At 39.3% G+C, this 16121-nt stretch carries 13 protein-coding genes; 9 read left to right on the top strand and 4 right to left on the bottom strand.

The features are described from left to right. The 8 genes from HMPREF2573_RS03355 to HMPREF2573_RS03320 form a co-directional block, all read left to right on the top strand. The coding region (locus tag HMPREF2573_RS03355; RefSeq protein WP_148129126.1) for an N-6 DNA methylase at positions 1-233 on the top strand (233 nt) is incomplete at its 5' end. A gap of 1 nt (position 234) precedes the next feature. Further along, on the top strand, positions 235-1251 hold the full coding sequence (locus HMPREF2573_RS03350) for a hypothetical protein (RefSeq protein ID WP_003673590.1): 1017 nt from the start codon (positions 235-237) through the stop codon (positions 1249-1251). Further along, complete coding sequence (locus HMPREF2573_RS03345) at positions 1251-1706, top strand: type II toxin-antitoxin system death-on-curing family toxin (protein ID WP_003673591.1); 456 nt, start codon at positions 1251-1253, stop codon at positions 1704-1706. The genes HMPREF2573_RS03350 and HMPREF2573_RS03345 overlap by 1 nt, the downstream gene beginning before the upstream one ends. 3 nt (positions 1707-1709) lie before the next feature. Next, positions 1710-2804: a restriction endonuclease subunit S gene (locus tag HMPREF2573_RS03340; protein WP_070472555.1), complete on the top strand. Its 1095-nt coding sequence runs from the start codon at positions 1710-1712 to the stop codon at positions 2802-2804. A 56-nt stretch (positions 2805-2860) separates the two neighbouring features. After that, complete coding sequence (locus tag HMPREF2573_RS03335; RefSeq protein ID WP_070472552.1) at positions 2861-4990, top strand: AAA family ATPase; 2130 nt, start codon at positions 2861-2863, stop codon at positions 4988-4990. After that, positions 4987-8142, top strand: a complete 3156-nt coding sequence (locus HMPREF2573_RS03330; protein WP_070472550.1) for a type I restriction endonuclease subunit R — start codon at positions 4987-4989, stop codon at positions 8140-8142. Before HMPREF2573_RS03335 ends, HMPREF2573_RS03330 begins: the two co-directional genes overlap by 4 nt. Beyond that, positions 8142-9350 (top strand): restriction endonuclease subunit S, encoded by a 1209-nt coding sequence (locus tag HMPREF2573_RS03325; protein WP_070472548.1) that lies wholly within the window; start codon positions 8142-8144, stop codon positions 9348-9350. Before HMPREF2573_RS03330 ends, HMPREF2573_RS03325 begins: the two co-directional genes overlap by 1 nt. Positions 9351-9438: 88 nt before the next feature. After that, positions 9439-10992, top strand: a complete 1554-nt coding sequence (locus tag HMPREF2573_RS03320; RefSeq protein ID WP_070472545.1) for a pyridoxal phosphate-dependent decarboxylase family protein — start codon at positions 9439-9441, stop codon at positions 10990-10992. 135 nt (positions 10993-11127) lie between these two features. On the opposite strand, the gene uvrC is transcribed toward HMPREF2573_RS03320, so the two are convergent. Both uvrC and HMPREF2573_RS03310 read right to left on the bottom strand, forming a co-directional pair. Further along, complete coding sequence (gene uvrC / locus HMPREF2573_RS03315; RefSeq protein WP_003672884.1) at positions 11128-12978, bottom strand: excinuclease ABC subunit UvrC; 1851 nt, start codon at positions 12976-12978, stop codon at positions 11128-11130. Positions 12979-13063: 85 nt separating this feature from the next. Then, on the bottom strand, positions 13064-13741 hold the full coding sequence (locus HMPREF2573_RS03310; RefSeq protein ID WP_070472542.1) for a phosphoglycolate phosphatase: 678 nt from the start codon (positions 13739-13741) through the stop codon (positions 13064-13066). A gap of 315 nt (positions 13742-14056) precedes the next feature. Here HMPREF2573_RS03310 and HMPREF2573_RS03305 point away from each other — a divergent pair, with 315 nt between their 5' ends. After that, positions 14057-14599, top strand: a complete 543-nt coding sequence (locus tag HMPREF2573_RS03305; RefSeq protein WP_003658939.1) for a porin family protein — start codon at positions 14057-14059, stop codon at positions 14597-14599. A gap of 102 nt (positions 14600-14701) precedes the next feature. On the opposite strand, the gene gluQRS is transcribed toward HMPREF2573_RS03305, so the two are convergent. Together gluQRS and dksA are read right to left on the bottom strand one after the other, a co-directional pair. Next, complete coding sequence (gene gluQRS, locus HMPREF2573_RS03300; protein ID WP_003658942.1) at positions 14702-15619, bottom strand: tRNA glutamyl-Q(34) synthetase GluQRS; 918 nt, start codon at positions 15617-15619, stop codon at positions 14702-14704. Between the two features lie 4 nt (positions 15620-15623). After that, positions 15624-16043, bottom strand: a complete 420-nt coding sequence (gene dksA, locus HMPREF2573_RS03295; RefSeq protein ID WP_003658944.1) for an RNA polymerase-binding protein DksA — start codon at positions 16041-16043, stop codon at positions 15624-15626. Between the last annotated feature and the right edge of the window lie 78 nt (positions 16044-16121).

Here is a 16121-nt window from a genome sequence, read left to right as displayed (position 1 = left end):
TAACGCTGTTCGCCAACAAGACCGATATCCCCCATCAAGTGGCGATGGTGGATTATGACACCATCAAAGCGAGCGATTATAATTTGGCGGTGAGCTCTTATGTAGAAGCCAAAGATACCAGAGAAGTGATTGATATTGATGTGCTAAATGATGAGATTAAAAGCACCGTTACCAAGATTGATACGCTACGCCGTCAGATTGATGAGATAGTCGGGCAGATTGAGGGGGCGTAAGATGAGTGAATTAACGACTTCTTTGGTTGCTAGAAATAATATTTTAAACAATCAATATGCCATTAATGAACTTGAAACACATTTGCAATTGGGTGGGTTGTCATTTGAGGGTGAAACCGTTTTTACCAAAGCTCAAGTTGCTCAGATTTTGGAAATTGATATTCGAACGATTGAAAGATATTTGAGTGATTATATAGATGAATTGCAACAAAATGGTTATCGTGTTTTAAAAGGAAAATCTTTAAAAAACATAATTTTATTATATGTCTCCGACACAAATGTCGGAGACATCAGTGCAAAAACACCAGCACTGGGTATTTTTAGTTTTCGGGCGGTGCTAAATCTTGCGATGCTGGTTACAGAGAGCGAGCGAGCTAAGTTTATCCGCTCAAAAATGCTAGATATCGTGATTGATGTCATCAATCAAAAAGCAGGTGGCTCAACCAAATACATCAACCAAAGAGATGAAAACTATCTTTCTAGTGCTTTTACGGAAGAAAACTATCGGCGACAGTTTACAGACGCTTTAAAAAACTATCTAGAAATGGATAGGCATAAATATATTGTTTATACCAATAAAATTTATAAAGCAATTTTTTGTGGAAATGCTCAGGAGTACAAAAAAATCTTAGACCTTGCCAAAAAAGATAGAGTCAGAGATACCATGTATACTGAAGTGTTGCAAATTATCGGTAGTTTTGAAAATGGCTTGGCAACCCAAATGAAAGAATTATCTGAAAAATTAGGTAGGAAATTGTATCCAAAAGAACTGGATGAATTGATTAAACAAGCCGAGAATAGTCCTTTTATAAAACCTTATATTTTGGATGCTAGAATAAAAATGTCTAGCCGTGATTTATGTTTTAGAGATGCTTTACATTATAAATTACAACAATATGTTCAAGTAGTGCCACAAGGTGATTTTGAGAAATTTTTGGGTGAAAAAAGTCGCTCGCTCCAAGAACAGCTATCCGACCCTGAAACTTTGGCGGTATTAAAACGCTTAAAGGATAGATGATGGAGCTTACGATATTTTATTTTGATGTAAATTACGCAATAGCTACTCATGACTGGATTATTGAGCAATCAGGCGGATTGTCAGGTGTATACCCTGATGGCTATGGTAAGATTGAAAGTGTGCTAGAACATATCCAAAACGATTTTTATTATCCCAGTTTTGAAGATAAATTAACACATTTGGTGTATTCTATCAATAAACTTCATGCTTTTTGTGATGGTAATAAGCGTTCAAGTTTGGTTTTGGGTGCGTATTTTTTGGAATTAAATGGCTATGATTATTGTGTCAAAAAATTTACTTTGGAGATGGAAAATATTGTCGTTTGGCTGGCTGAAAGTAAAATATCCAAAGAAGTATTATGTAAATTGATAGGCTCTATTATTAATTATGAAGATGAGTACTCTGAAGAATTAAAATACGAACTTATCTGCTCAATGCAAGGTTGGGAGAATTAAATCATGCACCCATTTTTACAACAATTATTACAAGGGCAAGCGGTAGAGTGGAAAACTTTGGGGGAGGTTGCAAACTTAAATCGTGGTAGAGTGATGTCAAAAACCTATTTGGCTGATAACATTGGGGAATACCCTGTTTATAGTTCTCAAACGGCAAATAATGGAGAAATTGGCAAAATTAATACATTTGATTTTGAAGGAGAATTTATTACTTGGACAACCGATGGAGCAAATGCAGGAACAGTTTTTTATAGAAATGAAAAATTTTCTATTACCAATGTTTGTGGTTTGATTACATTGAAATACGATTATTTAACTTATAAGTTTTTATTTTATTGGCTGTCAATCCAAGCTAAAAAACATGTTTATTCAGGAATGGGAAATCCGAAGTTAATGAGTAATCAAATGGAAAAAATCCAAATCCCAATCCCGCCCCTATCCGTCCAAAGTCAAATCGTGCAGATTTTGGACACATTTACCGAGCTGACCGAACAGCTGACCGCCGAGCTTAGCATGAGACAAAAACAATATCACTATTATCGGGATTTGTTATTATCAGAACATGAATTGGCAAAAGTGGGATTTGAGTGGAAGCGTTTGGGGGAAGTGGCTAAGATTAAGCATGGCAAAGATTGGAAAAAATTAGCTATTGGTGATATCCCTGTTTATGGTAGTGGTGGCATTATGGGTTATGTGGATACATTTTCTTATGACAAGCCAAGCGTTTTAATTCCACGAAAAGGATCAATTACTAATTTATTTTATGTTGAAACACCTTTTTGGAATGTTGATACTATTTACTATACTCAAATTGACACAAGCCAAATTTTACCAAAATTCCTTTACTACTTTATAAAAACAATTGATTTGATGCAATTAGATACAGGGTCAGGCAGACCGAGTTTAACTCAGGCAATTTTAAATAAAATCCAAATCCCAATCCCACCCCTATCTATCCAAAGTCAAATCGTGCAGATTTTAGACACATTTGACGCGCTGACCCAATCCATAAGCGATGGTCTGCCCAAAGAAATACAGCTACGCCAAAAGCAATATGAGTATTACCGTGAGCTGCTGCTTGGGTTCCCAATGATTTAAGATGAGATTCCAAAAAATAACTGATAAACATTCTAAACTTATAGAAGGGAGTTGCGATGCATATTGATCTTACTGGTAATGATTTATTCATACGCAATAAAATTATATTTGATAAAAAAGTTAATTTTATTTTTGGTAAAAATGGTTGTGGGAAGTCTACAATCACTAAATTGGTAAAAGATCAATGCAATAACTATGATGTCAGAATATTTCAAGGATTTGAGAGTGTTATTAGTGAAAATAATACTCTAGATACCGTTATTCTAGGAGAAGAAAATGCTCAAATTAATCAAGAAATATCTAAAAAAGAAAACCAAATAGAGGGTATTAGAAAGGATATAGAATCCATTCGAAAGAATATCATCAATAATGGAACGGAAAATTTATGGAAAGAGTATGAGGCAAAACAAAAAGAATTAGAAAATATTCAAAATGAGATTGATGATTTTTGCAGAAATAAAGCAAGAGAGATCAAAAATCGTAGTTTGAAGATATCTTCAACATCATATGATATCGGAGCATTTAAAAAAGATATATTATATGCTAAAGGCTTGGAGACACAAGAGATTGAAAAGCTTGAATCATTACTGAGGTCTGAAGTTAAATCAGCTCAAATAATAAATAAACTAAACATCAATCTAAGCAATGAATTAATGGATGTAAATACATTGCTTCAAGAAAAAGTTGTAGAAAAAACGAGGTTAAGTCGTTTGGATGACAACGCTCAAAAAAGAGATTTTGCTGAAAAAGGACTGGTTCTACATCAAGCAGGAGATCATTGTGTCTTTTGTAATCATATTGTTTCAGAAGAAACATTAGCAGAACTAGCGAGTTATTTTTCGGCAAATGAGGTGAAAAATTTTAGATACGAGATAAAAAATAAAATTGAAAAATTAAAATCTTATATCAGCGATATTCAAAATATCAGTATAGATAGCTCAAATTTTTATGCCGATTATCAATCTAAAATTGATGAAATCAACCATGATATAGAAAAATTAAAAAATGAATATCAACATTTTTTAAACGAATTAATGTCCAAATTAACTAATAAGTTGGCTTATTTATTTGAAGAGTGTGAAAAACTCACTCTGACTTGTCCTGATAATATTGATTTTATGATTGATCATTATAATCAGATTGTGAATGACAATAATAGTAGCGACTTAATAAAAAAACAAACAGATGCTCGTGAAGCCCTGCGTTATCATTTTGTGAAAGAGTATTGTGATGAATTTCAATACGAAGTAAATAAGTCTAAATTGGCTCAACATCAGAGTCTGCTTCAAGCTTTAAAAAATAAAGTTGATGATGAAAAATCAAATATCAAAGCATTAGAAAATCAAATTAACGGAATTGAAGAAAATATCAAGCAATTATTGGAAAGTACAAAAAATGAAAAAATTCTAGTTGAAAGAATAAATAAGAAATTAAAACTTTATGCCAGTTTTGAGCTGATTCATCAAGAGACAAGCAATGATTATAAAGTCAAGTGCTTAAGAAATTTAAATATAAGAAGCGTTCAAGAGCTATCTACTGGAGAGAAAAATCTGATTGCTTTTTTATATTTTATTGAAAAATTAGATGAATTGATTGATAACTCTAATTTAAATCAAAGATGTATTGTTTTTGACGATCCAATGAATTCCAATGATGATGCGGTTCAGTATTTAATTATTGAAGAATTGCAGAGATTAAAAGATAAGCATCTTTGTGATAATGATATATTTATTTTATTAACACACAATATTCATTTCTATTTAAATGTAAAATATGGTTGCAAATATGATAAGTGTAATTTTTATCATTTAAGAAAGGTTAAAAATAGCGTTGATATATTTAGAATAGTTAGTGCAGAAAAAGATTTTAAAACAAACTATGCTGCACTTTGGCAGGAGTTACAGTTTCTTTTGAGTCAGGATAATGCTAGCCCAAACATGCTTTTAAATCCTATTAGAAGGATTATTGAAACTTATACTAAATTTAATGGATTGAATCAAAGTGATTTTTTTGTCAATACACCAGGTGCAAGAAAGTTATTCAATGTGAATTCTCATTCTATAGATGATTTAGAAGCCGAATTAAATGGAAAATTAAAACAAGAGATTGTTGCGTTATTTAAAAGTTGTTTTGAAGAAAATAATGCTATAGCACATTTTCAGAAATTTTTTGGAGATAACTCATGACAACCCAAACCACCCCCATCACTGAAACCAATCATTTTATCGTACTGGATAAATATGACAAAATCGAGCAGGTCGGTAGCTATCAGACCGAGAGTGAAATGGAAAAGGAGTTGATCGCCGACCTTGTGGCTCAAGGCTACGAATATCGCACCGATCTAAATACGCATGATAAATTACTTGCCAATGTGCGTGCACAGTTACAGAAGCTGAATAATACAACTTTCACTGATTCAGAATGGCATCGCTTCGTGGCTGAATATTTGGATAAGCCCAGTGAGCATATGATAGAAAAAACTCGTAAGCTGCATGATGACAGTGCTTATGATTTTGTGTTTGATAATGGGCGTATCCAAAATATTCATCTGCTGGATAAGATGAATCTGGGCAATAATAAGCTGCAAGTCATTCATCAATTTGAGCAAACAGGCACACACGCCAACCGCTATGATGTGACCATTTTGGTCAATGGTCTGCCATTGGTGCAAATTGAGCTAAAAAAACGAGGCGTTGCCATTCGTGAAGCCTTTAACCAAATCCACCGCTATACCAAAGAGAGCTTTAATAAAGACAATTTGCTGTTTAAATACTTACAAATCTTTATCATCTCAAACGGCACCGATACCCGCTATTTTGCCAATACCACCAAACGAGACAAAAACAGCTTTGATTTTACGATGAATTGGGCAAGGGCGGATAATACGCCGATTAAGGATTTAAAGGATTTTAGTGCCACATTTTTTGAAAAGAAAACCCTATTAAATGTACTCATCAATTATAGTGTATTTGATATCCGCCAAACCCTGCTTATCATGCGACCGTATCAGATTGCGGCGACCGAGCGGATTTTGTGGAAAATTGCCAGTTCATACCACGCCAAAAACTGGTCAAACCCAACCAGCGGCGGCTATATTTGGCACACCACAGGTTCAGGCAAGACGCTGACGAGCTTTAAGGCAGCAAGACTTGCCACAGAGCTTGATTTTATTGATAAAGTGTTTTTTGTGGTGGACCGTAAGGATTTGGACGAGCAAACCATAAAAGAGTATAAGCGGTTTAGCCCTGACAGCGTCAATGGCTCAACCAGCACCACCCAGCTAAAACAAAATTTAGAGCAAGATGATAATAAAATCATCGTGACCACCATTCAAAAACTCAATAACTTAATCAAATCTGAAAATAACCTGCCCATTTATGATAAGCAGGTGGTGTTTATCTTTGATGAATGCCATCGCAGTCAGTTCGGTGAAGCCCAAAAAAATATCCAAAAAAAGTTCAAAAAGTTCTATCAATTTGGCTTTACAGGCACGCCGATTTTCCCTGACAATGCCAGCGATGCCCAAACAACCGCCGATGTGTTTGGTCAGCAGCTACATTCTTATGTCATCACCGATGCCATTCGTGATGAAAAGGTGCTTAAATTTAAGGTGGATTATCATAATGTTTTGCCCAAGTTTAAAACCGATGAAAACGAGCAAGATTTGGCAAAACTCTCCGCCGCCGAAAACCGTAAGGCACTCATGCACCCTGAACGCATTCGTGAGATCAGCCGCTATATTTTGGACAGATTTCACCAAAAAACCCACCGTAACAACGCCACAGGCAAGGGCTTTAATGCCATGCTGGCGGTCAGTAGCGTTAATGCTGCCAAGCTGTATTACAAAACGCTAAATAACCTTCAAAAAGACCATGCCAAGCCATTAAAAATTGCCACCATTTTTTCTTATGCTGCCAACGAAGCACAAGACGCCATCGGTGAGATTGAAGATGAGAGTTTTGAAGTGTCAGCGATGAACAGCACCGCCAAGGAGTTTTTGCAGTCTGCCATTAACGATTATAACGCTTATTTTAAGGAAAATTTTGGCGTCAGTAGCAAAGAGTTTGAGAATTATTATAGGAATCTCAGCAAGCGGGTCAAAAACCAAGAGATAGATTTGTTGATTGTTGTGGGCATGTTTTTGACAGGGTTTGACGCCCCAACGCTAAACACCTTATTTGTGGATAAAAATTTGCGTTATCATGGCTTGATACAGGCGTATTCTCGCACCAACCGCATTTATAACGCCACCAAGACCTTTGGGAACATCGTTACCTTTCGTAACCTAGAAGAGCCGACCATTGAAGCCATTAAATTATTTGGCGATAAAAATACCCGCCATGTCGTGCTAGAGAAGCCCTTAGATGACTATTTAGATGGCTATACCGATGTATTGTCAGGCGATGCCCATCGTGGGTTTATTGCCATCATCAATGAGCTAAACGAACGCTTTGGCGAGCCTGATAATATCATCAGCGAAACAGACAAAAAAGACTTTGCCAAACTGTTCGGTGAATATCTACGCACCGAAAACGCCCTAAAAAACTTTGATGAATATCAAGCGATGATGGAGCTAAACCGCCTGCCAGCAATCAGCGATGAGATGGACGAGGCGACGGCAGCCCAAATTGCCCAAAGCATTCAAGAGATTCAAAATAAATACCAACTTGATGATGACACTTTGGGCAGATTGGACGCCATCGCTTTGCCAAGTGAGCGGATGATACAGGATTATCGTTCTACTTATAACGACATTTGTGATTGGATCTCTCATAACAAACACGCCCAAACACAGGCAGATTCTACCATCAGTTGGGATGATGTGGTCTTTGAGGTGGATTTGTTAAAATCCCAAGAGATTAATTTAGATTATATTTTGGGGCTGATTTTTGAGCATAATCAACAAGCCCAAGATAAAACCGCCATCGTCGATGAGATTCGCCGCCTGATTCGTTCAAGTTTGGCGCACCGTGCCAAAGAAAGTCTGATTGTGGATTTTATCAATCAAACCGACTTTGATGAGTTGCCTGATAAAGCAGGCGTGATAGAGTCCTTTTATCAATTCGCCCAAGATAGGCAGAAAAAAGAGGCAGATGGGCTCATCACGGATGAAAATCTAAACCAAGATGCCGCCTTGCGTTATATCGCCGCATCGTTAAAACGAGGATACGCCAGCGAAAACGGCACAGGGTTAAATGACATGTTACCCAAAATGAGTCCGCTAAACCCCAACTATCTGACCAAAAAACAAAGCGTATTCCAAAAAATCGCCCATTTTGTGGAAAAGTTTAAGGGCATTGGTGATTTGGCTGGGTTATTAAATAAGGAACACAACTGATGGCACAACATTCATTTTTACAAAATCTGTTACAAGGGCAGGCGGTTGAGTGGAAAACTTTGGGGGAAGTGGCTGTTATAGGCACAGGAAACTCAAATCGCCAAGATGAAAGTGAAAATGGAGATTATCCATTTTATGTTCGTTCAAAAAATGTTTTACGCTCTGATAGTTATCAGTTTGATGAAACCGCCATTGTTATTCCAGGGGAAGGGGGCGTTGGTGATATTTTTCATTATGTGGAGGGCAAGTATGCCTTACATCAAAGAGCGTACAGAATTTGCATTCATGATGGGGATATTAATACTAAATTCTTATATCATGTTATGCGTAATAGTTTTAAACAATATATATTATCAAAAAGTGTGGGTGCAACTGCCACATCAATTAGAAAGCCGATGTTAGAAAAGTTTCTAATCCCAATCCCACCCCTATCCGTTCAAGCCAAAATCGTGCAGATTTTAGATACATTTACCGAGCTGACTGAACAGCTGACCGCCGAGCTTGGCATGAGACAAAAGCAATATCAATATTATCGTAATAAACTATTGACATTTGATTTTGAAGCCGTACAATCCTTGGCGACAGCGAGCGACAGCGAGCGACAGCGGATGGCACTGGTATGGAAGACTTTGGGTGAGGTGGGTGAGCTTATTCGTGGTAATGGCTTAACCAAAAAAGATTTAACAGATGATGGTGTGCCTGCCATTCATTATGGGCAAATTTATACACGCTACGGACTAAGTACAGAAAAAACACTTTCTTTTGTTTCAACAGAATTAGCCAAAAGATTAAGAAAAGTGGATACAGGCGATGTTGTCATCACCAATACCAGTGAAAATTTAGCCGATGTTGGCAAATCATTGGTATATTTGGGCAAAGAGCAAGCGGTAACAGGTGGGCATGCGACTATTTTTAAACCTAATAAACAAATCATTTTGGGTAAGTATTTTGCTTATTTTACCCAAACTGATAATTTTGCCACACAAAAAAGAAAATATGCCAAAGGTACAAAGGTTATTGATGTCTCTACAAATGATATGGCAAAACTTAAAATCCCAATCCCGCCCCTATCTGAACAAGCCCGAATTGTCACCATTTTGGACACATTTGACACGCTGGTCAATTCCATCAGCAACGGTCTGCCCAAAGAAATACAGCTGCGTCAAAGGCAATATGAGTATTATCGCAATGTACTGCTTGGGTTTTAGCGTACCTGTTTTGGGCGACTGATGGCGTGCCAATTTTTAAAAAATGTGTTAGAATCAAAGTTTTATTTAACATTGAGAGCCTGCCTTTATGTCAAGCACATCCCATCTATCCAAACACAAACAAGCCCTACTGTGCAACGACCCACAATCCATCGCCGATTATGAACGCACGATGACGCACGCCGTCCAAGCGGTCAAGACATGGCTACAAGATGATAACATGTATACAGGTGGCAGTATCAGCCAGTTGCGTTCACAGATTGCTTTTAACCCAACCAAAGACGGCTTAGGCATTGATGGGGCGTTAGAGCGTGCGATAAATCTGTTTTTAAACAACAGCCTAAAAGTACATCATCCGCATTCGCTTGCTCATTTGCATTGCCCAACCATGGTAACATCACAAATCGCCGAGATACTCATTAACGCTACCAACCAATCAATGGACTCATGGGACCAGTCGCCAGCAGGCTCGCTCATGGAGGTTTTGCTCATTGACTGGTTACGCCAAAAAGTGGGCTATGGGGCAGGGCAGGCAGGCGTGTTCACATCAGGCGGTACGCAGTCTAACCTGATGGGCGTGCTTTTGGCTCGTGATTGGTGTATTGCCAAACATTATACCGATAAAGACGGCAAACCGTGGTCGGTACAGCGTGATGGTATCCCCCCTGATGCCATGCAAAATGTCAAAGTACTGTGCTCCCAAAATGCCCATTTTAGCGTACAAAAAAACATGGCGATGATGGGCATGGGTTTTGCTTCGGTTGTAAGCGTCCCTGTCAATGACAACGCCCAAATGGATACCCAAGCCTTAGCCGATATCATGGCAGATTTGCACGCCAAGGGTAACATCGTGGCGTGTGTTGTGGCAACGGCAGGGACAACCGACGCAGGGGCGATTGACGACATTAAAGCCATCCGTGCCTTGTGCGATAAATTCGGTGCGTGGTTACATGTAGATGCGGCGTGGGGCGGGGCGTTATTACTGTCTAATGATTATCGTTCTATGCTGGACGGCATTCATCTGACCGATTCGGTGACGCTGGATTTTCATAAGCACTATTTTCAAAGCATCTCTTGTGGGGCGTTCTTGCTAAAAGATGAGCAAAATTACCGCTTTATGCACTATGAGGCGGAGTATCTCAACTCAGCCTATGATGAAGAGCATGGCGTGCCAAATCTGGTCTCAAAATCCTTGCAAACCACACGCCGATTTGATGCCCTAAAACTGTGGCTGACGATAGAGGCGTTGGGCGAAGAGCTGTACGGCTCTATGATTGACCATGGGGTAAACTTAACAAAACAAGTGGCGGATTATATCCGTCATGCTGATGGGCTAGAATTGCTCGTTGAACCGCAGTTTGCTTCTGTGCTGTTTCGTGTCGTGCCAAAGGGTTATCCTGATGAGTATTTGGACAGCCTAAACCAAAATGTGGCAGATGAGTTATTTGCCCGAGGGGAAGCGAACATTGGCGTAACTCGTGTCATTGACAGCCGCCAAGATGTGCAGTCGTTAAAGATGACGACACTTAGCCCCATCGCAACGCTTGAAGATGTCAAAGCCTTGCTGGATCAAGTATTAGCAGAGGCACACAGAATTGGCGATGCCATCAAAGACGGCACTTATACGCCGCCCATTGGGTGAGTTGGGCTGTGCGGTCGTGAAGATCAGCGTTTGAGGTCTTATACGCCGCCCATTGGGTGAGTTGGGTGTTTTTGTTTTGAATGAATAAAAGTAAACAAAAGCCGCTTTGATCAATCAGCGGCTTTTTATTATTCATTATTCATGCAATGCCTTATAAATCGTACCAGCCAGCATGGGCCCAATGCCTTTGACCTGTGCGATCTCATCTTGTGATGCACCAAGCAGCTGTTGTATACCGCCAAAATGATTTAATAAATCACGCCTGCGGACTTGCCCAAGTCCTGGGATAACCTCAAGCACTGAGCTTGAGCGTTTTTTATCTCTTTTTTTGCGGTGGGCGGTGATGGCAAATCGATGCGCTTCATCTCGAATTTGCATGATGAGATGCAAAGCCTTGCTATCAGCGGGCAAATCTATCGGCTCATGTGTCACAAAATGTAGTACCTCAAGACCAGCTTTACGCCCCTCACCTTTTGCCACACCGACAAGCAAAGTATCGGTTAATTTGCCAAGCTCGCTTAATACTTCGATGGCAACATTTAATTGACCCTTACCACCATCAATCAATAATAAATCAGGTAACGGATGTTTGGTATAGCGACGCATTAAGACCTGACGCATGGCCGCATAATCATCGCCTGCGGTAATATCATGAATGGCATATTGACGATAATCACGCTTTTTTGGGCCATTTTGGTCAAACACCACACATGAGCCGATGGCAGCTTCGCCCATGGTGTGGCTGATGTCAAAACATTCAATACGGTCAATGGTGCAAGTGGTGATGGGGGCAAGCACTTGTTTTAACTGCTCAAATCGTGCTTGTAGCTCCCGACTGTCTTTGAGCTTGGCTGATAACGCATTATTGGCATTTAAGTTTGCGATGGATAACCAATCATCACGGTGTGTGGTTACTTTGTGCTTAATCGTGGTGCGTTTGCCAAACTGTACTTGCAAAATATCTGCCAATATAGATGCCTCTTCAATAGCAACAGAGCTGATAATTTCATCAGGCAAATCATCACTCACCTGAAAATAAAACGACAATAAAAATTCTTTTAAACGCTCTTGGTTGCTCTTAATGGCTGGTTCGATATCATCAGGAAAATAGTTTTTTACCCCCAATACCTGACCGCCTCGCACCGTCAAAACACACACGGCAACCGCACCAGCATCAGCAGCAATGGCAAAGACATCCGCTTCACCCTGTAGGCGAAATACTGCCTGTTTGGCTTGTAAATCGCTAATCATGGCAAGCCGATCTCGATAAAAGGCGGCTTGTTCAAAGTTTAATGCCGCAGCAGCTTCCTCCATTTTTTTGACCAAAATGGCTTGCACTTCATGAGAATGCCCCTGTAAAAATGCCAAAGCAGCACGCACATCGGACTGGTATTGTTCGGCAGAAACCATACCAACGCAGGGCGCTTTACACCGTTTAATTTGGTATTCTAGACAAGGACGCTGCCTTTGTGCAAAAAAACTGTTCGTACAGCTTCTAATCATAAATAATCGCTGCATCAGCTGTACTGATTCTTTGGCATTGCGTGCCGATGGATAAGGACCAAAAAAACGCCCTTGAGTATACCGACCTTTACCACGACCAATGGACAGTCTGGGAAATTTATCCGTACTGATATAGATGTATAGATAAGATTTATCATCTCTTAGTAGGACATTATAAGGCGGTCGATGGTTTTTGATGAGATTTTGCTCGAGTAATAACGCTTCGGTTTCGCCACGGGTGATGATAATCTCAATCTGTTCAATGCGTTGTACCAGTGCTTGGGTTTTTGGGTGTTCGATGGTTTTGGCAAAATAGCTACCAACACGATTTTTTAGTGATTTTGCTTTACCAACATATAAAATTTCGCCTGATTTACCCAGCATTTTATAAATGCCTGGACGATTGGGTAGGGCGTTGGCGTGTTGTTTTAGTCGCTGTCTTTTTTGTGTTGGGCTTTCAGCTTGGGGGTGTGTTGTTGTCATGATATGAATATCAATTTAAGTAATGAATAACATTAAGAAGCTTAAAATAAAAAGAGCGTTAAGATAAAGCGGGATTGAGTGAACTTTATTGTAAAATATGATTCATTAAAGTATCAAAATCATCAAACGCAGCATCAGGGTTTGCTAAATCAATTTTTTCACCATAATTATAGCCATAACGCACAGCAAGCGTAGTTATGCCAGCGGCTTGCCCTGATAAAATATCATTTTTGGAATCACCAACCATAATGGCATCAGTCGGTGCGATGCCCAGTGATTGACACAGGTATAATAAAGGCGTTGGGTCGGGCTTTTTGACGCTGAGCGTATCACCGCCAATCACTTGGTCAAACAGTGTCAGCCATCCAAAATGTGATAAAATTTTAGGCAAATAACGCTCAGGCTTATTGGTACAAATTGCCAAATAAAACCCCGCTGCTTTTAATCGTTCAAGCCCTTGTATAACCCCTGCATAGCTTTGCGTATTTTCAATTGTTTTATGGGCATATTCTGCCAAAAATAACTCATGGGCATGATGAATCATAGCATCATCATGGATATGCTGTGTCAGCATTGCCCGCTCAACCAATTTTAGCGAACCATTGCCCACCCAGCTTTTGATGATATCAATTGGCATAGTCGGTAAGTTAAGCTTGGCATACATGCCATTGACCGCTGCCGCCAAATCAGGGGCACTATCGATAAGCGTACCATCCAAATCAAATATAATCAGTTTTTTGTCGGTCATTGACAGTGTTTGCATAATTTTCCCTTGTTCTTAAAAATTTGGCGGCTGTTTGGTATTTTTTAAATCAGTCAATTTTTACCATTTGTCATATAATGACAAAGTACAAATTTAGCAATATTTTAGTGCATTTTTTGGCGAAGTTTTATGAAAACTGGTCATTGGTTGCAAAACTTTACACAGTACCTATAAAACTTGCACAGTTAATAAGAAATATTTTGTTACTATAGGGGCGTCATTTGGAACAAGACAGTTATTTGTAAATAGTTATTTGCAAAAGACGGCTAAAAGACAGAACAGCGTTTGTTTCAGTGATTAACTAGGAGAAAAACAATGAAAACTTTAAAAACACTATTGGCAGTATCAGCTTCTTCGTTATTGGCGATGAGTGCTAACGCTGCCATCAGCTATGGCAATTCTGCTGATGCCCAACCTTATGTTGGTGCCAAAATTGGTCAAGTAGATGCCAAGCAAATCAACGGTAAAAATACCGCTTATGGTATTTATGCAGGTTATAACTTTGACCAAAATTTTGGCGTAGAAGCCGAATTTGTTGGTTCAGACGCCAAAGAATTTAATGCAGGTATGAGTCCTGTAAAAGGTGATGTGAAGTCTTTTGGTGCTTATGGCACATATCGCTATAACTTCATCAATACCCCATTTTATGCCAAGGGCAAATTGGGCATTGCTAAGACTAAAGTAGATGTTACCAGCCGTAATGCAACTACATACTCAAACAAAAGCGACAAAACCAGCCTAGCAGGCGGTGTTGGTGTTGGCTTTAAACCATTAGCAAATGTGGGCGTTGAAGCAAGCTACAACTATCTATCAGAAGATGCCAATGCAATTAGTTTGGGCGCTCATTTGGCTTTCTAATTGCCAATTGCTTGAACAACATAAAAAAGATCCTCGAATTGAGGGTCTTTTTTATTGGTCAGTTTATCCGTAAGATAAGCCATCATGATAAATTATCTTTGCTTAAATGATGGCCAAAGTGTGGCGATGTTTTAAAGGGGTGTTATCCCAATGCTCAATGGCATGGCGAAGAATCTCATGCGGTTTGGCGGCATGCATTTGTTTGACGGTGTGTTGACCTAATAGCTTTAGTGCGTATAAAAGCATTTCACTGGGCTTGGTTGTATTGATTGGTGTGGCAAGATTTTGTTTGGATAGCTTTTGCCCATCTGTATTCATCAATAATGGCAAATGATAAAAATAGCTCGGTATTGGTAGGCGACATTTATGTAAAATATTAATTTGAGCGACTGTCATGGGCATAATATCCAGTCCACGCATGATGTGAGTGATATTTTGCAAACCATCATCAATGGCACAAGCCAAAATATAATTAATCATTTGGTTTTGGCGTTTGACCACAACATCACCAAGGCTTAACGCAGGATTATCCCAAATCACGCCTTGTAGCTCATCTACAAATGCTGTCTCAACATTGGGCAGCTGTAAGCGAATTTTACTTTTGGGGTGAGATTTATCCAAATCTTTATGTAGGCAAAAGCGTGGGTAGAGGGTTGGCTGGTTGAGTGCGTGGGGCTTAGCGTTTTGATTTCGGTGTGCCTCAAGTTGTTTTCTTGAGCATTGGCAGGCATAAGTGATGTCAGATAATCGATTGGATAAAATCTCATCATAAATATCTGTGCGTTTAGATTGGTAGGTAACTTCTTTGTCCCAATGTAACCCAAGCTTATCCAAATCATGTAAAATACTGTCTGTATACTTAGGCTGACAACGCTCAAAATCCACATCTTCGATGCGTAACAGCCAATCACCACCTAATGATTTGATATGACAAAAGCTCGCTACCGCCGTGGTCAGCGAGCCTAAATGCAGATGGTGTGTAGGCGAGGGTGCAAATCGCCCAATGGGTCTAGATATCAATGGGCTATTGACCGTGATTTTGTCTTTCTTTAATTTCAGACAGTGTCTTACAGTCGATGCATTGTGTCGCCGTTGGGCGTGCTTCTAGGCGACGCAGACCAATTTCTGTACCACATGTCTCACAATAGCCATAATCTAAGGTCTCAATGTCAGCCAAAGATTTGTCAATTTTGCGGATAAGCTTACGCTCACGGTCACGGGTACGCAGTGCCAATGCAAACTCCTCTTCTTGAGTCGCTCGGTCGTTAATATCTGGCATGGTATTGGTTTCTTCGTGAATATAAGTCTTTGTGCGTTCAGCTTCTGTAATTAATTCTTCACGCCAGTTTTTTAAGATGGTGCGAAAATGTGCTAACTGTGCATCAGACATATAGTCTTCGCCTTCAGTAGGTTGATAAGGGGTAAAGGTGGCTGCGTTCATCATCCCGTTCATCCTTATGGGTGCAAGTATTCATGATAAAACAAAGCTTGCAGGCTATTAAACTGCCTTTCGGCAAAAAAA

Source organism: Moraxella sp. HMSC061H09 (assembly GCF_001809255.1).
Lineage (GTDB): Bacteria > Pseudomonadota > Gammaproteobacteria > Pseudomonadales > Moraxellaceae > Moraxella > Moraxella catarrhalis.
The sequence above is the reverse complement of the archived record's forward strand: the minus strand, read 5'-3'. Positions and strand labels throughout refer to the sequence as shown.